This window comes from Solibaculum intestinale (genome assembly GCF_040096205.1).
GTDB lineage: Bacteria > Bacillota > Clostridia > Oscillospirales > Acutalibacteraceae > Solibaculum_A > Solibaculum_A intestinale.
On the sequence record NZ_JBBMFD010000001.1, the window covers coordinates 128561 to 151491 of the forward strand.

Here is a 22931-nt window from a genome sequence, read left to right on the forward strand (position 1 = left end):
CTACTTATGCGAATCAAAGAATTGTTGCAAAGACGGAAGCAATCCACGAAAATCGCAATCAAATACGGAGAGGAGAGCCTCACCTACAAACAATGGAATGAAAAGGCGGCGGACTTAAGCAATAGGATAATGGCGCAGGCGTCCCCGGATTCCAGAAACATCGCTCTCTTTCTTCCAAACTCGATTTCCTATGCGGTCGCGTATTTTGCCGCAGCGTTTGCAGATAAGGTCGTAGTGCCGATTGGGGTCAAAGCCAAAGGCCCTGAGATCGTGAGCACACTCCAGTATTGTGAAATTGATCTGATTCTTACAGATACGAATGGGATGGACATCCTCGGGGAGATATTGAAAGACTATCCATACCAGCTATGTGTTTTGCTGGTGGATGACGAAAACCCGCGCTGTTTTCACCCGGAATGCGGGAACGTGGAAAAGACGGATGCGATTGGCTTCGAAGGAACCGCCGACGATGTGTTCTTGATGCTGCATACCTCCGGAACCACAAGCAATCCCAAGAGAGTGATGCTTACGCACCAAAACCTTCTTTCCAACATTGAATCCAACATTCAGTCGCTGCAATTGACGGCTCAAGACGTCACACTGATTACGCTTCCCATGCATTTTGGATACTGCAATACAGCGCAGTTTCTGACCCACGTTTATCTGGGTGCTTCCATTGTGATTCTAGGAGGAATCTTCTTTCCCAAATCTTTTCTGGAGACGGTCCAACAAGAGTCGGTAACGAACTTTACCTGCGTTCCCGCTGCATTGCTGTTGCTGCTGCAATATCGGTTTTCTTCCCAGTACGACGTGTCCTCTTTGCGATATATCTGTTTTGGCGGCAGCAGCATTCCGGCGGGCCAGCTCGAACAATTGATTCATATGTTTCCGACGGTTGGTTTTGTTCAGACCTATGGACAAACGGAAGCGTCTCCCCGCATTACCGCGTTGCTGCCTTGTGATTGTCTTAAAAAGCTCGGCTCAGTAGGAAAACCAATCCCCCAGGTCCGTGTCCAAATTGAACTGGAAGACGGAACACAGGCAAAGCCTAATCAAATCGGAGAAATTGTGGTACAAGGCCCTAATGTCATGAAGGGGTACTACAAAAGAGAGGATATTACAAAGCAGACGATTGTGAATGGATGGTTGCATACGGGAGACCTTGGCTACATCGATCCGGACGGATATTATTATCTGACCGGCCGAAAGAAAAATATGATCATTTCCGGCGGAATCAATATTTATCCAGAAGAAATTGAGGAAATCCTTTTGCAGCATCCGGCCATTGAAGAGGCCTGTGTATTTGCCGAACCGGATGCAATCTTAAACGAAGTGCCGGCGGCGAAAATCAAAGTCTCAGACAGAGGGATTGACATCCATGCGCTTCACGAGTACTGTAGCCAAAGGCTTGCATCCTATAAAGTACCGACGCAGATTTATATCGTTGAGGAGCTGCCGAAGACTTACAACGGAAAGCTGAAAAGGTATTAAAGCGGATCGGAGTGTAGAGACTTGTTTGTGGACATTTCAGATAAGGTAATTGTTGTGACCGGGTCCTCCAGAGGAATTGGAAAAAGTTTGGTGGAAGCCTTTGCACACGAAAACGCAAAGGTGGTAATCAACTACTGTCATAGTGAAAAAGCGGCCAATGAACTGCATCATCAAATTAGGCAATACAATGAGAATTGTATCGTGGTAAAAGCGGATGTAACAAAACGGGAGGATGTGGTGCGTTTGTATCAAGAAACATATGAGCGCTTTGGACGGGTCGACGCATTGATCAACAACGCCGGTGTTTGTGAGGACCATGCCATCCGGGATATGGAGGAAGACAGCTGGAAAAGAGTGATGGATGTAAATTTGACAGGGGCTTATTTATGCAGCCGGGTTTTTGCCGAAGCTATGATCCGGCAAAAAGAAGGGACGATTGTTAACATCGCCTCGATCAAAGGCTTGGAAGGCTGCGCAAATCAGGTCAATTATTCCGCATCCAAAGCGGGCCTGATTGGCTTTACAAAAGCGTTGGCCAAAGAATTGGGCCAATTTAATATCGCTGTGAACGCGATATGTCCGGGTTTTATTGTAACGGACCTAAATTGTAGGAACGAAGAAAAGAAGCGGATTGCGGAGAAAAGATGCCTGCTTCAGAACGAACATGCACGAACGGACTTCATCCATTTCTGCATTTTTCTGCTTTCCAACCGGATTCAGGGCGTAAGCGGAAGAATCTTTACTTTAGACAGCAGAATCGGATAAATGGAAAAGCATGCAATCGCTATAATCGCCCCAAGCGAATAAGAGAACAAGAGACAAGAGCGTCCCGTTCATTCGAACGGGACGCTCTTGCTTTGATTGATTACGCCGCCTCAAACTGGCTGCGGTAGAGCGAAGCATAAAAGCCGTTTTGTTTCATCAGTTGCGCATGGTTGCCGCGCTCTATGATATCGCCGTCGCGCACCACTAAGATTAGGTCGGCATTTTGGATGGTAGACAGCCGGTGGGCGATGACAAAGTTGGTCCTGCCCCGCATGAGCCGGGCCATAGCCTTCTGAATTTCCATTTCAGTGCGGGTATCTACGCTGGAGGTCGCTTCATCCAGCACTAGGATCGCAGGATCGGTGAGCATGGCGCGCGCGATGGTCAACAGCTGCATCTGCCCCTGGGAAATGCCGGCGGTCTCACCGGAAAGAACGGTGTCATACCCCTGCGGGAGAGTGCGGATAAAGTGATCGCAGCAGGCGGCGCGGGCAGCGGCCACGATTTCTTTCCGGGTGGCGTCTTGTTTTCCATAGGCGATGTTTTCCGCGATGGTTCCTTCAAAGAGCCAGGTATCCTGGAGCACCATGCCGATGCGCCTGCGCATTTCACACCGGGGCATGGCGGTAATGTCCTGGCCGTCAATCAAGATGGAACCGCCGTCCAGTTCGTAAAAGCGCATTAGGAGGTTAACCAGTGTCGTTTTTCCACCCCCTGTGGGACCGACGATGGCCACCATCTCGTTGGGACGCACCTCCAGGTTAAGGTCCTTGATCAGCACCCGGTCAGGTGTGTAACCGAACCGTACGTTTTGGAAAACCACATGCCCCTGGGCAATGGCGTGCGCACTGCCGCCTGCGTCGGGACGCTCTTCTTCTTCATCCAGCAGGGAAAAAACGCGTTCCGCTCCCGCGATGGCGGCCTGCAGAGACGTAACCACATAGGCAGCTTCGGTAACGGGTTCGGAGATCTGGTTGACATACTGCAAAAACGCCTGGACCGTTCCTAAGGTAATGGCGCCTTTTAGCGCCATACCGCCGCCCAGGACCGCGGTGGCAATAAAGCCCAGCTGCCCCAGAGCCCGGATGGTGGGATAGATGGCAAAATCAGCGAACTGTGCGTTGCGCTGCGCTTTAAATTGCCGCTCATTGAGTTCCTCCGCTGCCGCGAGCACCGCCTGCTGCTGATTGAATACCTTGACCACACGGTTTCCCGCGTAGACCTCTTCGATTTTACCGGTCAGCGCACCCATGGACGCCAGGTTTTCTCCGTAGGCTCGCTGGGCCAGCGTAGAGACGTAGCCGGTGGCTATCGTACTGATGGCCAGGGAGACAAGAACCACAAGGAAAAGGAGCGGGCTCAGGACCAGCATGGTACCGGCAGCGAACAGGATGGTGAAGACCGAAGAAATGAGCTGGGGAAAGCCCTCCTGCATGACCGCGGATACCTTTTCTAAGTCATTCGTCACCCGGCTCATAATTTCGCCGGTCTTGTGTGCGTCGAAATAGCGCAGAGGCAGGCGATTGAGCTTCGTGCTGATGTCGGTGCGCAGGGAGAGGGTTAGTTCTTCTCCTACGCTGGCAATGATGTATTGCTGAACGTAAGACAAAAGGCCGCTGACCAGCGCGGAAACGGCGATGAGAAGGACCGGAATCCAAAGGGCCTTGGCCGCTGTTTCGATGATTCCCACAGAGCCGTCGTAAGACCGGATGGCGGTTACGAGAGAGTCAATCCCCTTGCCGACGGCAAGGGGCAGGGCTGTGAAGGCGGCGCAGCTGAGCAGCGAGGCGATTACAGCGACGCTCAGCCTCTTTTTCTGGCGAGCCAACCGGCCCAGGAGCCTTTTGACGGTCGCTTTGGTGTTCTGAGGGATATCTTCGTTGTACCGATTCTGTTTTTTCTTGTGTTGAGCCATTGGTCATGCCTCCTTTCGTTGCGTCTGGCTGTCGACGATTGCGCGGTAGGTAGGGCAGCATTCCAACAGCTCTTGATGTGTGCCCGCGCCCGCCAAGCGCCCCTGATCCAGCACCAGGATCTGATCGGCATCTGCGATGGTGCTCACCCGCTGGGCAATGATGAGTTTGGCGGGCTTTGTCACATGCTGATGCAGCGCCTTGCGCAGCGCGGCGTCCGTCTTTACGTCCAGAGCCGAAAAGCTGTCGTCAAAGATGAAAACGTCCGCCTTTTTGACCAGCGCCCGGGCGATGGAAAGACGCTGGCGCTGTCCACCGGAGAAGTTGGTGCCGCCTTGGGACACGGGAGAATCCAAGCCCATAGGCAGCTGCCTGACAAAGTCCTCAGCCTGGGCGATAGAAAGCGCCTGCCAGAGCTCTTCTTCGGTGGCGTCTTTGCGGCCCATGCGCAGGTTTTCCGCGATGGTGCCGCTGAACAAAAACGCCTTCTGCGGTACACAGCCGATCCGGTCGCGCACCTCCAGCTGGGAAAGGCTGCGCAAATCCGCACCACCCAACATAATGCGGCCCGATGGAATTTCGTGGAGACGAAGCAGCAGATCGGCCAAAGTGCTTTTCCCTGACCCGGTGCTGCCAATGACGGCGGTGGTTTGTCCCGGATACAGGGCGAAGGACAGATCGTGAATGACCGGCTCCTCCGCGCCCTGGTAGGCAAAGGTAACATGGTCGAATTCCACTGCGGCTGCGGCTTCAGCCGATGTGTTCACAGGCAAACCGTTCGCGTCGAAAACCGCAGGCTGCGTATCCAGCAGTTCCCGCAGACGCTGCAGGCAGGCGCCGGCTTTGGGCAGCGTAGTCAGAACCGAAGCGGCCATAATGAGATAGGCCATAGTCAGGGTAGAGTATTCGGCCACGGCGGTGATCTGTCCGACCGCTATGTTCCCACCGAGGACGAGCGTCCCGCCTACGCTTAGGATGACCGCCATCAGCGCTCCCATCAATAGCCACACCACCGGGTTTACTACGGCAAAAAGCCGGTTGAGACGAATCATATTGTCCGCATAACCCGCATAGGCCCTGCCCGAGCGTTCTTCCTCATACGCTTCATTGCCGAAAGCCCGGATGACGCGCACTCCGGTAACGGCTTCCCGCACCACTTGGTTGATCCGGTCCAACCTTGTCTGAATACTGCGGGAGAGCGTGTTGGACTTTTTGAGGATCAGAGCGGCTAGGACCAGCAGAATCGCCATGAAAACCACTTGGATCACCGCCATGACGGGACTGACCATAGTGGTCATAAAGATGGAGACCACGACGATGATGGGTGCCGGAACCACCATTTGCAGCACCATACCCATGGCTCTCTGCAGGTTGGTAATGTCCGAGGAGGTACGGGTGATCATAGAGGAGATCCCTACCGCATCGAATTGCTGAATGGAGAGCTCCTGACTTTTTCGCAGCAGCAAGGAACGCATTTCCCGCCCAAAGAGAGCGGCAAGGTCGCTGGTCGCCCAACTGCCCCACGCCGAGATTCCCGCGGCCAGGAACGTAACCGCCAGCATCTGCACGCCGGTTCGAAGAACCACGCCCATATTGCCTAAAAGAATGCCGTGGTCGACAATGTTGGCGACCAGTGCCGGGATCAGCAGCGTGCCGACGACCTGGCCCAACAAAAGCAGCACGGCCAGAATGGTCCTACCCTTGTGTTGTTTGAGAAAAAGCTTAAGATAACGCATAAAGTCCTCCTTTGTCAGCGCTTGCATCTTTTCTGACAAAGAGTATAATAAACCTTGAAGTTACTCCAATGTCAAGGGCGGCATTGTGAACTTTTTGTGAGGTGCCTATGAGTGAAAAGAAACAGCTTTCCATCCTGGAGTTTTCCAGGCTGACGGGGATTAAACGGGACAATCTGCGATTTTACGACCGGATTGGTCTTTTAAAGCCGGAGATTCGGGGAGAAAACGGGTATCGGTATTATACACGCCGCCAGCTCAGTTCTGCCTATCTGATTGGCGGCCTGCGGCTGCTGGGAGTAGGCCTAGAGGATATCAAGCGGTACTCTGCCGGCAGGACGCCGGAAAAGATGCTCGATCTGTTCGCGCAACAGGAGGTGCGTATTCAGGCGGAGATTGCGAAATTGCGTGAGACCAGCGGAATCCTCAAGCAATATGCGGATATGGCGCGGGAGGCACTTTGCCGGAAAGAGAGTGAATTTCTGATCACGGAGCGGCCACGGGAACGGATTTTTCTTTGTCCTCCTGTCCCGGCCGCCGCAAGCGAGGACGAAGCGGAAATCCTTGCTTATGAGTATGCCAGCAGCCATAAAATCAATTTGGGGGCGCAGATCGGCGTGATGATTTCCCATAAAGACCTGCTTACGGGGGCGCAGTTCCCGGATTACCGATACTATCTCAAAGCGGGGAAGAAAGGAAACGCCTGGAAACCGGCCGGGCTGTATGCCGTGGCTTACGGAACATACGACCTTCCGGATACAAAAGCCATATACTCGCGGTTTCTGGATTTTATTCGGGAGCAGGGCCTGGAGACGGATGGAAATGCTTATGGGGAATTTTTGCTCAATGAGCTGGCGGTTCAGGTCCCCGAGCAGTATTTCGGCCGTATTGAGATTCCGGTAAAACGCAGGTAAGAATCTGCGAATGGATATCGATAAATCGTGTAGGAAAATCCTTATAAACAGGGGTTACTTAAACAAAAACTGGACATCAATTTTGATACCCACTGTATCAAAATTGATGTCCAGTTATAGGGAGCGTTGACGGAAACGATACCTGCTGTAAACGCGAGTGAAAAGATAAAATAAATAGCTCAGCACGCAACGCGAATTGCGCCCATGCTCAGCCTGAATGTGAGAGCCACATGAAAACGATATTTTGGCGTTTTTGGTGGATAGATTTGAACCCTCGTGTCCCCGAAAAAGGTTGGCAACAAAGGCGTAGGGTGACCTTTTTTGGAAAAGGAGACATAGCAAAATGAGCGTGCCGGTGACTTTTGTAAAAAAGTCGCCGCAAGCGATAGGTAGCTTGCGGCGACATGGTGGAGCAACACAGGCCAAAAACAAAAATGTTTTATTTCGTGGGTGGATTCGCCATGACACGGTGGTTCGTAGTTAGATATTTTTTCTTTTATCAACTTGCTGAAAAGATTTATGTGCTACATAAATCTTTAGTAGTGATCCGTTTATCCACTTAATTAAAAACTTTTTTTGCTATTTCTTTAGCATCATCTAACCCTATCAGTATTTTAGATTTAGATTTCTCAATAAAGTTAGATAGCATCTCTATTTTATTAATAACATCATCTAGTGCAAGGTATATTGAATTAGCAAATTTATCATTTATAAATTCTTCATTGTTCTTTCCAAAGGGTTTATAATGTACCACTTTATTGCGGGCACTATTTACCTCTTTAATCCAGTTTTTAAGTTTCTCATCAAAATCTACATTATTTATTATTTTGAACATCCATGTAATCTTATCAATTAGTGTGGAAGAAGTTACAGCATTCTCAATATCACGTTTTGTCATTCCATATTTAAAATCTAATACTTGTATGTAGTATTCATTTAATAAATGCTCAATACAGGTTCCTACAAGAATGATAGCAGTTTCATTTCTATTATTTTTTATCTCAGAATTAATTCCGTCTTTTAGTTCATCGTAGTAACTAACCGAATAACGTAAGCTATCTACTATTTCTTCAAGGTTTTCTGCAATTACATGTCTTATGAAATCTACATCATCAAATTTATTGATTTTATGTTTTATTAAGCAATAATGAATAACATGAGGATAAGCGAGCTTTAGAAATTCTTTTTCAAAGTTTTCCATAATGCACCTTCAATGAATCTTAATACAATATATTGAGCTTAAATGACCAATTAGCTATTACTATTTTATTTAATAAAAATCCGAACACCTCTCCTATTAGAAAAGGGTTCGGATTATATTTAATCTGGTGGAGGCGAGGGGAGTCGAACCCCTGTCCGAAAACCGATTCCCACGAACTTCTCCGAGTGCAGTCTCTCCTTTGGGATTCCCCTCACATAGCGCCGAAAGACAGGCTCTATGCTACGGTAGCTTCTAAGTCATGACAGGCTACGAAGCTGCTCGCCTGTTCACGTGCACCGCTAATCGACGCCTTTATCCGGGCCGCGGTACTCCCGGTAAAGACGGCTGCCTAATTAGGCAGCTTGAGCAACAAATTTGTTGTCAGTTCATTTTAAAGTGCGGCTTTTAAAGCGGGTCCGCGCCGCTACTCGCTATTCGTGGTGCACAATCCCCGTCGAAACCATTGCGCCCCCATATGAAATTGTTCCTGAAAACCGGGTTAAGAAACGTTTCGCTCCTTGACCGCCCGTTCCATGTCCCGCTTGGCATCACGGCGGGCCATATCCTCCCGTTTGTCATAGAGCTTTTTGCCTTTGCACAGCCCCACCTGAACCTTCACCCGCGAGCCTTTGAGATAGACCGACAGCGGGATCACCGTGTAGCCGCTTTGCTTGACAAGCCCAAAGAACCGCATGATCTCCCGCTTATGTAAAAGAAGGCGGCGAGGGCGGGTAGGGGCACGGTTGAAGATGTTCCCCTGCTCATAAGGGCTGATGTGCATTCCACGCAGAATCATTTCCCCGTCCTGGATTTCACACCAGGCGTCCTTCAGATTCAGGCTACCCTTGCGCACCGATTTGACCTCCGTGCCGGTTAGCTCAATCCCAGCCTCCAGGCTTTCTTCCACGAAATAATCGTGAAACGCCTTTTTGTTGGTCGCCAGGGTTTTGGTGGATTCCTTTTTCCCCGCCATACCGCCGCCTCCTTTCCCAAGTTCTTTGTGGATGTATGATTATAGCACAATTGCGGCGTTTGTCAACGCCAAACAAGTCGAACTCCCGCCTTACAGCTCACTGCGCCCTTCCAGCGCCCGCGATAGGGTCACTTCGTCCGCATATTCCAGACTGCCGCCCACCGGGATGCCGTAGGCAAGCCTGGTCACCCGCACGCCCAAGGGCTTGAGCAGCCGGGAGATATACATGGCGGTGGCCTCGCCTTCAACCGTGGGATTGGTGGCCATAATGACTTCCTTGACCTCCTGTGTCCCTATCCGTCCTAATAGCTCCTTGATGCGAAGCTGCTCCGGGCCGACCCCATCCATAGGGGAAATGACGCCGTGAAGCACATGATAGGTGCCCCCATAGTCTCGAGTCCGTTCAAATGCCACTACATCCCGCGGATCCTCCACCACACAGATGAGAGAATGGTCCCGGGAAGGATTCGCACAGATTTGGCACAGCTCCCCGTCGGTAAGGTTCTGGCACACCTTACAGGGATGAATCTTTTCATGAGCGTCCAGAATCGCCTGGGAAAACTGCTCTGCCTGGGCCTTAGGAAGATTCAACACATAGTAAGCCATCCGCTGAGCGGTTTTACGGCCAATGCCGGGAATCCGTTCGAAATGCTCGATGAGCTTGGCAAGCGGCGCTACGTTGTAGGCCATGGCTTAAAAAATGCCCGGAAGGGTGATGCCGCCCGTGATGCTTTCCACCCGGCTGTTTTTCTCGTCCTCCGCTTTGCGAAGCGCTTCGTTGACCGCGGCAATAATCAGGTCAGAGAGCATTTCAATGTCCTCCGGGTCCACCACCTCCGGCTTCATGTCCACGGATTTGACCTCCATGCTGCCGGTGACGGTAACGGTAACGGCGCCGCCGCCTACCGTCGCGGAATATTCCTTCGCTTCCAGCTCCTCGCTGACGCGGGACATCTCTTCCTGCATTTTCTGGGCCTGCTTGAGCATTCCGTTCATATTGCTCGGTCCGCCGCCGAAGCCCTGGGGCAATCTTGCTTTCATGCTACGTTCCTCCTGCTTACGATCTGAAATGTATGATGGGGTAAGGGAAATCCCTTTCCAAACAAAATTATTCCTTGGAAATCTCCACGGAAATGCCGCGGCTGTCCGCCTGCTTCAGCAGGGCCTCGATGGGGTCGGACCCTTCGGGTGCGGCCGCCGCCTCCCGCTGGTAGGGGCCTAAGGAGTACCGCTTTCCGGTCTGATGAAACAGCGCCGTTTTCAGCGCCTGCTTATGCCCCGGCTCGTTGATAAGCTTGAGCACAAAGGGGTTGGGCGCATCAATAAGCACCCGGGTTCCTGCCACATATGCGCTGGTTCCTTCCAAAGCGCCTCGCAGAGGTGGTGCAGAAGAGGACAGCTCCTCCAATACCTCCGGCCAGCAGGGAAGGGGAGAGGGGGGGGCTGCCGCAGTGCTGACGGTCGGCGCCGGCGCATCCGAAACAGACGGGACTTTGGCGGCCGGAACAGCCGGCGGCGCCTCTTTCGATTTCTCAACCGCAGGAGCCGGAGCGGATGAACCAAGTTCTTCCTCCTTGACCGCCGGAAGAACTGCCTGTCCGGTGCGCACTGCGGTTTCCAGCGCCTTTACCCGGCGAAGCAGCGCGTCGCACGAAGCATCCAGCTCGGGACTTGTCATACGAATTAGCGTCAGTTCCATCTCCACCCGGCGGTTGGGCGCGTAGGCGAGACGCTCGAGCGCGCTTTGCAGGGTGGACAGAATATGCAATAGGCCGGCCAGCGTGGTTTTCTGGGCCGCTTGCTGCAACCGGGTCAGCTCCTGCTGGGAGCAGACCAGCAGCGCCTTGGGGTCGGACATGGTTTTGATCAGCATCATGGCGCGAAAATGGGAGATCAGCTCCTCACACAGGCGGGACATATCCTGAGACGCCTGGTGCAGCCGGTCAATGAGAAGGAGGGCGGCCGACGTATCCTTGGCGAACACTGCGTCGGACAGCTCAAAGAGATAGTCATGCCCGGCCAAACCCGCCGTTTTCTCCACCACCTCTTCGGTGACGGTGCCGCCTGCACCAATACACTGATCGAGCAGAGAAAGACCGTCGCGCAAAGCGCCGTCCGCCAGACGGCCCAGCAGCAGCGCCGCGTCATGGGTAAGCGCGACCCCTTCTTCCTTGGCCACGAATTCCAGCCGTTTTGCCATTTCTTCCGGCGAAATCCGTCCAAAATCGAACCGCTGGCACCGGGAGAGGATGGTAGCGGGAATCTTATGTACCTCCGTAGTGGCTAAAATAAAGAGCACGTAGGGAGGGGGTTCCTCCAGCGTTTTCAAAAGCGCGTTGAACGCGCCGGTGGAAAGCATATGGGCTTCGTCGATGATGTACACCCGGTATTTGGCCGCGGCAGGGGTAAACGCCGCTTCTTCCCGCAGGTCCCGGATGTTGTCCACGCCATTGTTGCTGGCGGCGTCGATTTCCACTACGTCCAGAATGGAGCCGTCGTCAATCCCTTTGCAGATTTCGCATTCGTTGCACGGATCGCCGTTCACCGGATGCAGACAATTGACCGCCTTGGCGAGAATCTTCGCACAGGTGGTTTTTCCTGTCCCTCTCGAGCCGGTAAACAGATACGCGTGGCCCAGCCGGCCGGAGGTGATTTCGTTGCGCAGCGTCACGGTTACCTGAGGCTGACCCACCACGTCCTCGAACACGGCCGGACGCCATTTGCGGTATAAAACCTGATACATGACGGGCTTTCCTCCTCTCGGCAGCCGAAGGCTGTGATAAAAAACGAGACAGAGAAGAATCCATACATACGGGCATGCGGGCGAACAGGCTTGACTGCGGCGCATAAAGAAATCCGCTTAATGCTGCTCGGTTCCCCGCCTGACATGGTTCACGGCACCCTATCGCACAGGGCCCGCTCGACCGCATGCCCGCGTGCATGCTTTTCCCTGTCCAGCTTAACTATTATATACGAAAAAAGAGAAAATTACAAGTCCCAGTTTTCAGAAAAAGGCGGATTCGCCTTTTGTTGTCCGCTTTATTGTTTCCTTCTCGGGATGACGCGTTTTTCCTGGTTAGCCGCGCCCCTTTCGGGCATTCTATCGGTGGAGGTGATCCACATGGCAAAAAACTTAAACCAGATTCTGGGGGAAAGCAGCGCGTGCGAGCAGTTCTTCGCGTCCCTGCCCGGTTATGTGCAGGAAACCATCCGGGAACGGGCGGACAGCATCCACTCGGAAAACGATCTGCGCCGCTACGCGGAGAACCTGCTGGAAAATCTGTAAGCGGGCCTTTGTGCGAAAACCCCGCCCCGTTCGAATACGGGACGGGGTTTTCCATGCGCAAGCTTTTTACAGCTTGAGAAAGGCCAGAACCATCAAAAGCACCCCGCCCAGCCAGGAGAGGTTTAAGTCGGTCTTTTCCGCTAGCTTGCGGCCGAGAAAGCTTCCCGCGGCTACCATGGCGGCGGAAAAGAGCAGGGAGATAACCACCGCCTCCCAAAAGTTTACGTTGGCAAGCCCCGCCCCGAAGCCCACCGCCAGTCCGTCCAGTGACAAGGCCACCGATACCGAAACCGCTTCCAGCGGGGAGAGGACCCTCGACTGGTCCGCGTCCGCTTTTTGCGGGTCGGCGTAGACGTTTAAGATAAAATGCAGGCTCAGAAAGGAAAACTTTACCTGACGGTCGATCTTATGTTTGCGGATGCGCATTTTGATGGCGCTGTCAAAAAGCTTGACGACGCCCAACAGAAAGAGAACACAAAAGCTGATGCCTGTGGTGATCCCCTGCGGCAGATACGGCGAAAGCAAGGAACCGAAGAAGAGGGAGGCTGCCAGCATCCCGCTGCAGATTACGCTGATGACGGCCAGGGAGGAAAGCGGGATTTTTATTTGATTGGTGCCGTAGGCAAAGCTCGCCACAAAGGCGTCCAGCGAAACCGCGGCCACCAGGAGAAAGGCTTCCAGCAAGGAAGGCAGAGTCACACCCATGAAAGCCACACCCTTTCGATTTTATTCCATCCTATTCAAAGGGCGGGCGAAAGGTGAAGAGAGGCGGCAGACGACAGAAATTCCCTTGGTTTGCCTCCCATTACCGGTAAAAACTAAGGGCGGAGGAGATTGTCATGGATGTCACTTATTACTTGACCACACCCCAGCTGCGGGAGTATTTTGTCTCCCTGCCCCGGTACGTGCAGGACTTCATTCTCGATTCCAACGCGCAAATTACCACCCTGGGAGAACTGATGGAAGTCGGCGAGCATTTCAAAAAGGACCTGTAAGCCAAAGCCCCGTTTTCAAGACGGGCAGACCTGCAGAAACCAGCGCCGGTTCTTCACGGGCACTCCCCGAGGCCCTGACGAAGGCCGGGACGGGAAAAGCCGGTTGCCAAGCCGTCCCTTTGGTTTTGCACCCTGGCTTTACTCCTCTCATACCCTGTAGGGAGGAGCTGATGCACCATGCTCATAGAGCTGCCATATAACCGCGAAAAAGCGGTCGCCTATGCGAGAGCCTGGGCGCTCAAACGCAACCCCAGGTACCTGGATTTTGAGAAAATGGGGGGCGACTGCACCAACTTTGCCTCCCAGTGCCTCTTTGCCGGCAGCGGGGTGATGAACCACACCCCCACCCTCGGCTGGTATTATAACTCCGGCAGCGACCGTTCCCCTTCCTGGACCGGCGTGCCCTATTTGCGCAACTTTCTGGTCGCAAACAAAGGGCCCGGGCCTTACGCCACCGAAACCGACGAGGCCCACGCCCTCCCCGGGGACATTGTCCAGCTGGGCGACGAAACGGGGCGGTTCTACCACAGCCCGGTGGTCTGCGAAACGGGCGAGTCGGGGATTCTGGTCTGCGCCCACACCTTTGACGCTGACCTACGTCCCTTGTACAGCTATTCCTACGCCCAGTCCAGGGTGCTGCACATTGAAGGGGTGCGCAAATACCAATAGGAACCAAAGCCTTTGACTTGGCATATACTGGCAATGGATACGCTGCCCAAACCTTTGGAGGTGTTACCCTTGAACAAGAGACAAAACCCCAGAAGGATGGAAGTTTCAATCGAGGAAAACCCGGCTTTGGAGGAAAAGGCCGAAGCGCCGGTCCCGATTACGCCGGTTGTGCCCGCTTCCTTTTTTCCGCATTTTTATGCGCCGGATGCCATTCGCAAGCTGTAAATACATGAGGCAAAGCGCCGCCCCAATTCGGGCGGCGTTTTGCGCTGGATGCAATGAGACGGACGAAAGGAGCGCTGCGATGCGAAGAGATACTAGAAACCGGAGGTTGGACCAACCGGTTCCTTTTGGAACGCCGCGGCAAAAAAAGAGCGGTCCGGAAAGCTTCCTGCAGCGCCGCTTTTGTTGGCGCCGGACGTTCGGAAAACTGGGAATCCCTCTGACGCGTCCGATTCGAATCGGATGCCGCTGGGCGGGGAACATAGATATGGCAAAAACGAAAGCGGGGGATCCCTTAAGGGATCCTCCGCTTTTTCCGTGGATCGAATGAAAGCTTTTACAGCACCAGGCTGGGCGCCGCGTAAACCCGGGAGGCAAGCTCGTTGTCCAGCATATATAACCCCTTGGGGTCTTCCCCGAACAGCTCGAAACGCTTGATGAGGTCGCTGGTGTTTTTCTCTTCCTCGCCCTGCTCCTTGACGAACCAGTCCAAAAACTGCATGGTGCGGAAGTCCTTCGCCGCGTAAGCTGCGGCGTAAATGTTATTGATGGAAGCGGTCACCATCTGCTCGTGTTCATACGCGACGGTCAGCGGGGTCTTAAAGTCCGCATACACATGGCCCGGTGCGGCAATGGCGTTCAAGGTTACCTTCTCCCCGCTGTTGAGCAGGTAGGTGCGGATGAGCATGGCGTGGTCCCGTTCTTCCTGGGTCTGGACAAAGAACCAGTTTTCGAACCCGTTGAGGCTCTCGTCCGCATAGTAATTGGCAATCTCCAAATACACATAGGCGGAAAAAAGCTCCTTGTTGATCTGTTCATTGAGCAGTCTTACGACTTCAGCTTCAAGCATATTGGCAGCCTCCTGTCTTTTTTTCTTCTATTATATCCCATGAATCAACCGGCAATCAAGTTGTTTTTCAAGTTAAAAGCACTTTTTCTACGCTTCCTCTGCAAAAACCAGAGTGATGTCCGTCTGGGCGGGGCCGTCCAGCAGCTTTCCCCGGTAGTCGAACCGGGAACCGTGGCAGGGGCATTCCCAGGTGCGTTCGTCCGGGTTAAACGCAAGCTGGCAGCCCAGATGGGGGCAGCGGGTGGTGACATAAAAGCAGTCCCCCTCTTCATTGCGGTAGACGCCAACTTTTTCCCCTTCATAGTCCACAATGCCGCTTTTTCCCGGCAAAACATCCAAAAGAGCCTGGGGCGGGGCTTTGAAGATTTCTTTGGCCAGGTTGGATACCGCTTTTCCCGTGTCTTCGGCCAAAACCTTGGCCGATGCGGCCACGTGCAGCCGCTGGGGGGAAAACACGCCTGCGCCGTCGTTGGCCTTGCCGGTAATCATCTCGGCGATGGTCCTGGCCGCCACCATGGAGCTGGTCATGCCCCATTTCTGAAACCCGGCCGCCACATACCAGTGGGGTCTGGAGGAGGAATACCGGCCGATGTAGGGGACGGCGTCGGGGGTGATGCCGTCCTGGGCCGACCAGTAGTAAGCCTCCTTGGCGTCGGGATACCAGGCTTTCGCCTGTCGGCGCAGCTCCTCGTAGCGCCCGCCTGCCTGGTTTTCACCGGTGCGGTGTCCGGCGCCGCCTAAAAGAAGATAATCCCCGCTGTTGCGAAAAGAGTAGGAAGGCGAGTCGATCCCCAGGGCCATGCCCTCCACCTTCGGCGCGTCCCGCAGCGCGAGCACATAGGACCGCTCCTGGTGCAGCCGGGCAAAGTAAAAGCCGGGCACGTTTACAAAGGGGTAGTGGGTGGCGAACACAATGTCCTTTGCAAAGACGCTGCCACGGTCGGTGACCGCTTCCTGGTCTTTTAGTTCGGTCACTCGGGTCTGCTCGTAGACCGTCAGGTCTTTGAGAAGGGCGGCGGCGAATTTGAGCGGATGAAACTGGGCCTGGTTTTCAAACCGCAGCGCCGCCTTGACCGCAAAAGGAAGGCCGCCGATCCGGTCCGTAACCTGGGCCGCAATGCCCAGCTTTTTGGCCGCGGCGGCTTCCTTTTGCAGAAGCGCTGCGTCCTTGACGGAATAGAGATATGCGGACTGTTCCTCCCATTCACAGTCGATGCCATTGGCACGGATAAGAGAACGGTATCCTTCTACCGCTCGCTCGTTGGCGTCGGTGTATTGCCTGGCGGCCCTGAGGCCGATGGTCTCCATTAGCTTTGCGTAGATCAGGTTGTGCTGCGAGGTAACCTTGGCCGTGGTGCCCTTGGTCACCCCACCGCATACCCGGTTTGCTTCCAAAAGCACGGTTTTCCTTCCCCAGCTTTGCAGCAGGTAGGCGGTTAAAATTCCCGCCATACCTGCGCCGATCACCAATGCGTCCGTACGGATGTCGCCGGGCAGGGGATCGAAGGAAGGCATGTTGCAGGTGGCTTCCCATAATGATTGCATTGTCGCTTCACCTCAGGGAATAGTGTTTCCGCCGCCGGATAGGACATACATGGGGCAAGGAAAAGAGATGAGAACCTTAGACGCAAAAACGGGAATCTGCCCGGTCAGACGGTTATTTCCCGGGAAAAATACGATACTATACCATGCGAATACTTCTAAAATTGCAGGTGTTTTCTTTGGGAAAAAAGATCGCGAAAGGAATCGCGGCGGTTTTGCTGTTCGTCCTGGTGTTCCTGCTGTCGGACAAATGGGGCTCGGAGCTCTACCAGTGGCTGGAGCGCGAGCATGGGCAATACGTCTATCAATACGCCACCGAAGGCCAGTTTTCCGAGAACGTCTATCTGTCCGAGGAAACCGACCGGGCCTTTGGCGTGCCGGGCGGCCTTGCGGGGATTTCGGCGGAGGAGAGCCTGTCCAACCTGGCGCGGGATTTGATGAACCAACAGTGGGAAACGGCGGAAACGCTGGAAAAGAACGAAGGCTACATGGCCTATCTGCGTGAGCAAGGAACCGGCCTTACCGGTCTTTACGCGTTCTGTGAGCGGATCGCCGGGCTGCAGGACAGCATGGTATATGCCTGCCGGTATCTGTTGTTTTTGCTGTGGGTGGTGGTGCTTTATTTCCTGATGCGCTGCCGTCCCGCCCTTTATTTCTCCATGGGCCTTTTGTGCATTTTCGCCACCTGCGTAAAGCTTTCGGGTAAGTTTATAGCCGTGTTTTTCTTCGGCGCCTCCACCTATACGCCCATTCTGACCGACGGGCTTCTGGCCCCTCTGCTGGAAGCCATGCTCACCTTTTTGATTTTCGACATCACCATCGCCTCCCTGGAAAAGGTACGCCTGGGGCATAAGGTGGAGGCGCTTTACCAGGATCTGCCCGCGTTGCAGTGGCTGACCGTTCGTCTGGCCGGAGAGACGGAACACGAAGGCTGGTACCGCAGCGACATCTCCCGGCTGCTGCCCCATTTCAGCGCCTACCTGTCCACCGGAGCACGCACCCGAAAAAAGGCCGTCCGGCTGATGAAAGCCATCGAGAGCCTGTGCGGCCCCCATACCAACCGCACCTTTCTGGAAGCGGCGGTGGAGGTGCAGACCCTGCTTCCCGGCCGGTAGTGCAGGTTACGGCGCGGGCCTTGTCAGACGCGGAAACCCGGTTGCGGCGGCCTTTGGTTCTTTCCGGGAATAGTGCCGGTTTAAAAACCACTGGCACAGAAGCAGGGAAAGAAAGGAAGCGGCTGGCGCGGCGAACCCGATGAGAAACATGGACGGGTGTTCCAAGTGGATCAAAAGGCTGGACAGGGGAATGCGGACCAAAAAGGTGGCGATCAGGCTGTGCACCAGCGGAAAGAGGGGATGGCCGCCGCCGCTGAAGAAGGCGTTCATGCAGAAGACGAAGCAGACTAAGACGCAGTCGAGGCTGTAGGAGCGCAGGTAGAGGGCGCCCTGGGCAATCACCTGGGGGTCGACGGTAAAAAGGCCGACCATGGCTCCCGGGTTCCACTGGGAGAGCGCCAGGCAGGCAAACCCGAACACCAGCGACAGCCCCGTGGCCAGGCGCAGACAGCGCCTGGCCCGTTTCATCAGCCCCGCCCCGTCATGCTGAGCCGTCATGGCCGAAAGCGCGGCGGAAACGGCGGTGGTGGGCAGCATGCTGAACACGATCAGCTTTTCCACCACTCCCACCGCCGCGGAGGCGATGAGCCCCATGCTGTTAACCATGGCGGTGATAATCAGGAAGGAGACATTGACAAGCCCTTCCTGCAAAGCGATGGGAAGCCCCGCCGCCAGCACGCCTTTGGCGGCCACCATGCGAAAGCAAGGAGCGCTTTTGCGGTATTTTCGCAATAGACCCTTACAGGCAAGATAGCATACCGCCAAAAGCAGGCTGACTGCCTGGGCAAGCACCGTAGAAATGGCCGCGCCCGGCGCGCCCATGCCCAGGACGCCTACAAAAAGAAGGTCGGTAGAGACGTTGATGACGCAGGCAATGGCGATAAAGAGAAGAGGCGTGCGGGAATCCCCCAGCCCCCGTAGGATACCGCTGACCACGTTGTAGCCCACGATAAAAAGAATGCCCCAGGAACAAAGAAACAGGTATTGCCGGGTGGTTTCCAGCGCCTGAGCGGGTACCTGCATCAGCGTGCAGATGGGATCGAGAAGAAGGAGGGTCAAGCCGGTCAAGGCCAGGGAAATCAGGCCGAAAACCACCACCATGGTTTTGACCGCGTGGGCGATGTCCTGCCTTTGTCTGGCGCCGAAGTACCGGCCGATGAGCACCGTGCCGCCGGCGGTCAGGCCGATGGAAAGGCCGGTAATGGTCTGCATCACCTGGCCGCCGGTAGCCACGGCACAGACGCCGATGGAATCGGAAAAGCGCCCGACCATGAACAGGTCGGACGCCCCGTAACAGGCCTGCAGCAGGTTTGACAGGAGAAAGGGAAGGGTAAAGCGCAGAAGGGTAGCAAAAGGTTTGCCTTCGGTGAGCCTGGTTGGGGTTGTCATGTCCGCTCCCTCCTGTTGTGTTTGAAAAAGGTCCTGCGGCGTGCATCGCCGCGGGACCTTTTTTTCATTCCTATGCAAAAGAGAAGGACAATATGCGTCAGAGAAAAAGAGAAAGATGCAGGATCAGCACCAGCAAAACCGCCGCTCCCACCACGGCGCACCAGATGTGGAACTCCCGGTCCATCTTCTGTTTTTCCCGTTCGTCCGGCGGCGGAGCGGGCGGAGGCGGGGATGGACTGTCTGCCGCCGGCTTGCGCACCCGGCGGCAGATGAAAAACAAAACAAGGCCGATGAGGCACCAAAGGATCCCGGCAAGGACCGCCGCGCAGTCCAGCTGGGTCATCAGCAGTAGATAGACCCCGATGCTCACCGGAGCGCCCACCCAAAGAAGGGGCGCACGGTATGGCCTTTTAAGGCCGGGCTTTCTGATGCGCAGCCCGCAGGCGGCGGCCATACCGATGACATAGTAAAGAAGGGTCGCAAACAAAGAGAGGGAAGCGATGACGGCGATGGAGTTGGTGGCGATGAGAAAGAGCATCAGACCGCCCAATAGAAGAATAGCCGGGACAGGGGTTTGAAAGCGGGGATGAAGCTTTTCCAGAAAGGCGGGCAGCGCGCCGTCCTTGGCCATGGTGTAAAGATAGCGGGCCGGAGCACTGACGCTGGCGTTTAAGGTGGAGAAGTCCCCGCCGAAGGCAATACCCAGGCACAGCAGGACGAGGGGAAAGCCCACGATCCCCGCCAGCTGCATGCCGTCGGCATAGGGAGCGGAGGCGTCTGCCAAAGAAGCGAGCGCATCTGCGGGAACGATGCCGATGAGCGCCCACTGGAATAAGCCGGTAACGGCAAAGACGAGAAAGGGTGCCAGCATCAGCGAACGGGGGAGGTTAATCTGGGGATGCCGGATCTCCTCCCCCATGGCGCAGCAGGTTTCAAAGCCTGCAAAGCACCACCAGATCATGGCGACGCAGGGAAGAAACCCGGCGAGGGTGACACGGTCCCAAAAAGGAACCTGCATGCCGCCAAAGCGCATGGAGGGAAGGATGGAACAAATCCAGACGATCGCTACGCCCCAGAAAAAGAATAAAAACCCGTTTTGCATCCGCCCGGTCATCTCCACGCCCCGTATGGCGAGGAGCAGAAAGCCGATCACGGCCGCGACGGCGATCCATTGGTCCCCAAAGGGCAGAGAGAGGCCCAGCGCTTGCAGCATGGTGCGCAGGTAAAAGCTGAAGGCAAGCGCCTCTCCGCTGGCCACCGATACCATCGAGATGATAAAGCACCAGCCCGACAGCATCCCGAAGGGCCGGGAGAGACCCAGGGAAGCGTATTGATAAGTGCCGCCGGAGAAGGGGAGGGCGGCGGACATCTCCGCATAAAGCAGGGAGGGATAGATGCTGATGAGCAGAGCGGCGAGAGTGGCGAAAATTACGGCGCCGCCCATCAGGCCGACCACGTTTGCCCCCACCGTGAAAAGCCCGACGCCGATGACGGTGCCGGTGGTAATGGTGATCGATTCCCGCAGCCCAAGGCATCGCCGGAGGGCGGGGGACGGCGTTTTTTCACGCATAAGCCTCGCTTCCTTTCCCAAAACGGCTGTTTTTCTCAGCTTATGCGGGAAACGCGGATTTGGCGACGGATATAAAACCGAGACTTTTCGTGGGCGGAGAGGAGGATTCGTGAAAAGCCGTTGGTGTAATCGGCGCGCGGCAAGGACGGCGCGTCAGTTATCTGCCCTGCAAGGAATCAGATGGAGATGGCTTTCGGTGAAAAGCGAAAAAATGCCGGCGTCTACTTGACGCCGGCACCGGGTTTATTCATAGAAAAATCGTATCATTGATTCCAACGCTCGGAAGGTGGATGGTCCCGCAGCGGCGCACGGTCCGTCATCGTCGGCTTTTCGCTGAGCTTACGGGCGGTGCTTTGCCGGTAGGCGGAATAGGAAGAAACCGAATCCGATGGGGAATACCGGGCAGAAGGAATGTCGTGCGTGTGTAGCTTCACCGGCTCGCGATGGGTGGGAAGAGGAAAGATGTTATACACCGGCGAACGGGAAGAACCCAGGCTGAGCATGCCAAACTCGGCGGCAGGGGCTTCCTGCCACTCGTACTTGGTCATCCGGCTGGCCGTATAACCCAGCAGCAACCAGAAGATGACCACCATGAAGGTCACGTCGAACAGCACCGCTTTTTCAAAGAAGCCGTATACCCCATAAGCGCCGATAGCAGCAAAGAGCATGGGCAGCTCTTTGAGGTTTTTGTCCCGGTTTTTACGCAGGCAGTGGATCAGGCGCCGTCCAAACAGCAGCACGAAGGCGGCGAAAATGGACAAGCCTACCAGCCCGTTGGAGATCAAAATAGTCAGATACCCGTCGTGCAGGTCGGTATAGGTAAAGCCGTTGACCAGATATCGTTCGCCATAGGGAACGATGTTGCCCTTGCCCACCCCCATCAGCGGGAATTTTCCGAACAGCACCATCGACTGCTCCAAGGAGCCCAGCCGGCCGCTGGACACTTCATATTCCTCCGTCCGGCCGATTTCCACGTTCATCGCCGCGATGGGCGAAGAACCGCCTCCGGTGTCCGCCGCAGTTGTTTTTTGCGTCTGAGTCTGGGTCGTCATGTTCACAAGCTGGGAAACGCCGGCCTGGCAGGAGGAACGGATGGCCAAGCTGGAAAAGGCCAGCGTCAGGCAACACACGGCCAGAAGCAGGCCGCGGACCGCCGACTTTTTTCCGGAATGATGGATGCTGCTTTGATAAAGCCGGTAAAAGGAATAAACGACAACATAAGTAATGGCAAAGACCAGGGATGCATTGGAGTCGGACAACAATAGGCTCAGCGTGTTGCCCGCAAAGCAGACCACTGCCAGCCACACCGGGATACGGCGTTTGCCCGGCGCCTGTTCCTTGCGCTTATGAAGCAGAATGTGGCAGCACACCATACCAATGACCGAAGAAAAAGCTGCCAAGTTCGGATTGGTGTAAAGCCCGGTAAAGCGGTTGTCCATAATGCCCAGGATGTAGTCGGACACGTAGAGCCGACCGGTAGGCGCGAAGGCCACAATCGCCAGGCCGCCCACCGCCAGAGCAGTAGACAACACCATGACAAGGCCGAAAATCCGATTCATTTCCCGTTTGGTTTTACGCCGGTCGGGTTCAGCGTGAAGACCGTAGAACAAAAAGAAGCAAACCGCCGCATGGTACAGCATGATCAGATTCATGCCAAAGCCACTGTCAATGTGCAGTAGGGCGGTAATCAGCCCCGCGCCCAGAAAAGCCAGCAGCACGCTTCCGTAGCGGATGCGGCGGGGACTCTTGCGGGAAATAAACAAATCAAAGAAGAATACGCCCGCCCATAGGAACATCAGCACGTTCACCACAATGCCGGCGAAATCCCAAAAGCACACCGAACAGAAAAACAGATTCAGAATATACGCTGTTCGGAATACCGAAGGGTCGTGCAGCTTTTCGAAAAAAAGCACTCTTTTTGTGCGCATATGCACCCACATCTCCTGCCTAACAAAGAATCAAAACGGTAACAATCAAATAAAAAAGGTTTCGTCTAAAACGAACCTGTGTCTTTGTATAACAAATTATTGGTAAATTAGCCGTTTCATTTACAATGGGACTCATTATACATCAAACAAAAATCGATTGCAACTTTTGGTGAAAATGTTCAGTGAAAATTTACAGAATCCACATACTTTGTTCGTCTGCTTTGGCAAAACGAATCGGGGGATATTTCTAAAAAAATCAAAACTTAATTTCCCCCAAATTTCTATTTTCAAAAATTTTCAATCTGTTCATGAATAAAAGCTAGCCAAGCCTGGTATTCGTATGTTATACTTATAAACAATGCACGATTCTAAAAT

General features: G+C 54.4%; 21 protein-coding genes and 2 other RNA genes. 8 read left to right on the plus strand and 15 right to left on the minus strand.

The window, feature by feature from the left end; translation table 11 throughout:
- Positions 1–6 precede the first annotated feature (6 nt).
- A complete protein-coding gene (locus tag WMO26_RS00575; protein ID WP_349217593.1) occupies positions 7–1491 on the plus strand; it encodes a class I adenylate-forming enzyme family protein in 1485 nt (494 codons plus the stop codon).
- A 27-nt stretch (positions 1492–1518) separates the two neighbouring features.
- Positions 1519–2256 (plus strand): SDR family NAD(P)-dependent oxidoreductase, encoded by a 738-nt coding sequence (locus WMO26_RS00580; protein ID WP_349217885.1) that lies wholly within the window; start codon positions 1519–1521, stop codon positions 2254–2256.
- A gap of 100 nt (positions 2257–2356) precedes the next feature.
- Here the strand turns inward: WMO26_RS00580 and WMO26_RS00585 are convergent, their stop codons facing one another.
- Positions 2357–4171, minus strand: coding sequence for an ABC transporter ATP-binding protein (locus WMO26_RS00585; protein ID WP_349217594.1), 1815 nt, complete (start codon positions 4169–4171; stop codon positions 2357–2359).
- A gap of 3 nt (positions 4172–4174) precedes the next feature.
- The gene (locus WMO26_RS00590) at positions 4175–5905 is read right to left on the minus strand and encodes an ABC transporter ATP-binding protein (RefSeq protein WP_349217595.1); all 1731 of its coding nucleotides are present in this window, start codon (positions 5903–5905) and stop codon (positions 4175–4177) included.
- 107 nt (positions 5906–6012) lie between these two features.
- Between WMO26_RS00590 and WMO26_RS00595 the strand changes: the two genes are divergently transcribed.
- The gene (locus tag WMO26_RS00595; RefSeq protein ID WP_349217596.1) at positions 6013–6816 is read left to right on the plus strand and encodes a MerR family transcriptional regulator; all 804 of its coding nucleotides are present in this window, start codon (positions 6013–6015) and stop codon (positions 6814–6816) included.
- A gap of 559 nt (positions 6817–7375) precedes the next feature.
- On the opposite strand, the gene WMO26_RS00600 is transcribed toward WMO26_RS00595, so the two are convergent.
- The 7 genes from WMO26_RS00600 to ffs form a co-directional block, all read right to left on the minus strand.
- A complete protein-coding gene (locus WMO26_RS00600) occupies positions 7376–8017 on the minus strand; it encodes a hypothetical protein (RefSeq protein WP_349217597.1) in 642 nt (213 codons plus the stop codon).
- A 125-nt stretch (positions 8018–8142) separates the two neighbouring features.
- Positions 8143–8490, minus strand: a transfer-messenger RNA (tmRNA) gene (gene ssrA / locus WMO26_RS00605).
- Between the two features lie 26 nt (positions 8491–8516).
- Entirely contained in the window at positions 8517–8990 is a 474-nt protein-coding gene (gene smpB / locus WMO26_RS00610; protein WP_349217598.1) for an SsrA-binding protein SmpB, read from the minus strand.
- A 90-nt stretch (positions 8991–9080) separates the two neighbouring features.
- Positions 9081–9680, minus strand: a complete 600-nt coding sequence (gene recR / locus WMO26_RS00615) for a recombination mediator RecR (protein WP_349217599.1) — start codon at positions 9678–9680, stop codon at positions 9081–9083.
- A gap of 3 nt (positions 9681–9683) precedes the next feature.
- Positions 9684–10031 (minus strand): YbaB/EbfC family nucleoid-associated protein, encoded by a 348-nt coding sequence (locus WMO26_RS00620; protein ID WP_349217600.1) that lies wholly within the window; start codon positions 10029–10031, stop codon positions 9684–9686.
- A 67-nt stretch (positions 10032–10098) separates the two neighbouring features.
- Positions 10099–11733: a DNA polymerase III subunit gamma/tau gene (gene dnaX, locus WMO26_RS00625; protein WP_349217601.1), complete on the minus strand. Its 1635-nt coding sequence runs from the start codon at positions 11731–11733 to the stop codon at positions 10099–10101.
- Positions 11734–11812: 79 nt separating this feature from the next.
- An RNA gene (gene ffs, locus WMO26_RS00630) (signal recognition particle sRNA small type) lies at positions 11813–11912 on the minus strand.
- 199 nt (positions 11913–12111) lie between these two features.
- Between ffs and WMO26_RS00635 the strand changes: the two genes are divergently transcribed.
- On the plus strand, positions 12112–12276 hold the full coding sequence (locus tag WMO26_RS00635; RefSeq protein WP_349217602.1) for a hypothetical protein: 165 nt from the start codon (positions 12112–12114) through the stop codon (positions 12274–12276).
- A gap of 66 nt (positions 12277–12342) precedes the next feature.
- Here WMO26_RS00635 and ytaF read toward each other — a convergent pair whose 3' ends face one another.
- Positions 12343–12981, minus strand: coding sequence for a sporulation membrane protein YtaF (gene ytaF / locus WMO26_RS00640; RefSeq protein ID WP_349217603.1), 639 nt, complete (start codon positions 12979–12981; stop codon positions 12343–12345).
- Between the two features lie 134 nt (positions 12982–13115).
- Between ytaF and WMO26_RS00645 the strand changes: the two genes are divergently transcribed.
- From WMO26_RS00645 to WMO26_RS00655, 3 genes are all read left to right on the plus strand, one after another.
- A complete protein-coding gene (locus tag WMO26_RS00645) occupies positions 13116–13271 on the plus strand; it encodes a hypothetical protein (protein ID WP_349217604.1) in 156 nt (51 codons plus the stop codon).
- A 177-nt stretch (positions 13272–13448) separates the two neighbouring features.
- The gene (locus tag WMO26_RS00650) at positions 13449–13940 is read left to right on the plus strand and encodes an amidase domain-containing protein (RefSeq protein WP_349217605.1); all 492 of its coding nucleotides are present in this window, start codon (positions 13449–13451) and stop codon (positions 13938–13940) included.
- A 69-nt stretch (positions 13941–14009) separates the two neighbouring features.
- Positions 14010–14165, plus strand: a complete 156-nt coding sequence (locus WMO26_RS00655; protein WP_349217606.1) for a hypothetical protein — start codon at positions 14010–14012, stop codon at positions 14163–14165.
- Between the two features lie 334 nt (positions 14166–14499).
- Here WMO26_RS00655 and WMO26_RS00660 read toward each other — a convergent pair whose 3' ends face one another.
- On the minus strand, positions 14500–15012 hold the full coding sequence (locus WMO26_RS00660) for a ferritin (protein ID WP_349217607.1): 513 nt from the start codon (positions 15010–15012) through the stop codon (positions 14500–14502).
- An 87-nt stretch (positions 15013–15099) separates the two neighbouring features.
- Positions 15100–16557: an FAD-dependent oxidoreductase gene (locus WMO26_RS00665; protein ID WP_349217608.1), complete on the minus strand. Its 1458-nt coding sequence runs from the start codon at positions 16555–16557 to the stop codon at positions 15100–15102.
- 176 nt (positions 16558–16733) lie between these two features.
- Here WMO26_RS00665 and WMO26_RS00670 point away from each other — a divergent pair, with 176 nt between their 5' ends.
- Positions 16734–17669, plus strand: coding sequence for a hypothetical protein (locus tag WMO26_RS00670; protein ID WP_349217609.1), 936 nt, complete (start codon positions 16734–16736; stop codon positions 17667–17669).
- Positions 17670–17675: 6 nt separating this feature from the next.
- On the opposite strand, the gene WMO26_RS00675 is transcribed toward WMO26_RS00670, so the two are convergent.
- The 3 genes from WMO26_RS00675 to WMO26_RS00685 form a co-directional block, all read right to left on the minus strand.
- Positions 17676–19058 (minus strand): MATE family efflux transporter, encoded by a 1383-nt coding sequence (locus WMO26_RS00675; RefSeq protein WP_349217610.1) that lies wholly within the window; start codon positions 19056–19058, stop codon positions 17676–17678.
- A 97-nt stretch (positions 19059–19155) separates the two neighbouring features.
- A complete protein-coding gene (locus WMO26_RS00680; protein WP_349217611.1) occupies positions 19156–20628 on the minus strand; it encodes an APC family permease in 1473 nt (490 codons plus the stop codon).
- A 263-nt stretch (positions 20629–20891) separates the two neighbouring features.
- A complete protein-coding gene (locus WMO26_RS00685; RefSeq protein ID WP_349217612.1) occupies positions 20892–22556 on the minus strand; it encodes an O-antigen ligase family protein in 1665 nt (554 codons plus the stop codon).
- Positions 22557–22931: the final 375 nt, after the last annotated feature.

Excerpts from the sequence above, each read along its gene's own strand:
- WMO26_RS00575 (WP_349217593.1), top strand. The coding sequence starts at position 7 with ATGCGAATCAAAGAATTGTTGCAAAGACGGAAGCAATCCACGAAAATC.
- WMO26_RS00585 (WP_349217594.1), bottom strand. The coding sequence starts at position 4,171 with ATGGCTCAACACAAGAAAAAACAGAATCGGTACAACGAAGATATCCCT.
- WMO26_RS00590 (WP_349217595.1), bottom strand. The coding sequence starts at position 5,905 with ATGCGTTATCTTAAGCTTTTTCTCAAACAACACAAGGGTAGGACCATT.
- WMO26_RS00595 (WP_349217596.1), top strand. The coding sequence starts at position 6,013 with ATGAGTGAAAAGAAACAGCTTTCCATCCTGGAGTTTTCCAGGCTGACG.
- WMO26_RS00600 (WP_349217597.1), bottom strand. The coding sequence starts at position 8,017 with ATGGAAAACTTTGAAAAAGAATTTCTAAAGCTCGCTTATCCTCATGTT.
- smpB (WP_349217598.1), bottom strand. The coding sequence starts at position 8,990 with ATGGCGGGGAAAAAGGAATCCACCAAAACCCTGGCGACCAACAAAAAG.
- recR (WP_349217599.1), bottom strand. The coding sequence starts at position 9,680 with ATGGCCTACAACGTAGCGCCGCTTGCCAAGCTCATCGAGCATTTCGAA.
- WMO26_RS00620 (WP_349217600.1), bottom strand. The coding sequence starts at position 10,031 with ATGAAAGCAAGATTGCCCCAGGGCTTCGGCGGCGGACCGAGCAATATG.
- dnaX (WP_349217601.1), bottom strand. The coding sequence starts at position 11,733 with ATGTATCAGGTTTTATACCGCAAATGGCGTCCGGCCGTGTTCGAGGAC.
- WMO26_RS00635 (WP_349217602.1), top strand. The coding sequence starts at position 12,112 with ATGGCAAAAAACTTAAACCAGATTCTGGGGGAAAGCAGCGCGTGCGAG.
- ytaF (WP_349217603.1), bottom strand. The coding sequence starts at position 12,981 with ATGGGTGTGACTCTGCCTTCCTTGCTGGAAGCCTTTCTCCTGGTGGCC.
- WMO26_RS00645 (WP_349217604.1), top strand. The coding sequence starts at position 13,116 with ATGGATGTCACTTATTACTTGACCACACCCCAGCTGCGGGAGTATTTT.
- WMO26_RS00650 (WP_349217605.1), top strand. The coding sequence starts at position 13,449 with ATGCTCATAGAGCTGCCATATAACCGCGAAAAAGCGGTCGCCTATGCG.
- WMO26_RS00660 (WP_349217607.1), bottom strand. The coding sequence starts at position 15,012 with ATGCTTGAAGCTGAAGTCGTAAGACTGCTCAATGAACAGATCAACAAG.
- WMO26_RS00665 (WP_349217608.1), bottom strand. The coding sequence starts at position 16,557 with ATGCAATCATTATGGGAAGCCACCTGCAACATGCCTTCCTTCGATCCC.
- WMO26_RS00675 (WP_349217610.1), bottom strand. The coding sequence starts at position 19,058 with ATGACAACCCCAACCAGGCTCACCGAAGGCAAACCTTTTGCTACCCTT.
- WMO26_RS00680 (WP_349217611.1), bottom strand. The coding sequence starts at position 20,628 with ATGCGTGAAAAAACGCCGTCCCCCGCCCTCCGGCGATGCCTTGGGCTG.
- WMO26_RS00685 (WP_349217612.1), bottom strand. The coding sequence starts at position 22,556 with ATGCGCACAAAAAGAGTGCTTTTTTTCGAAAAGCTGCACGACCCTTCG.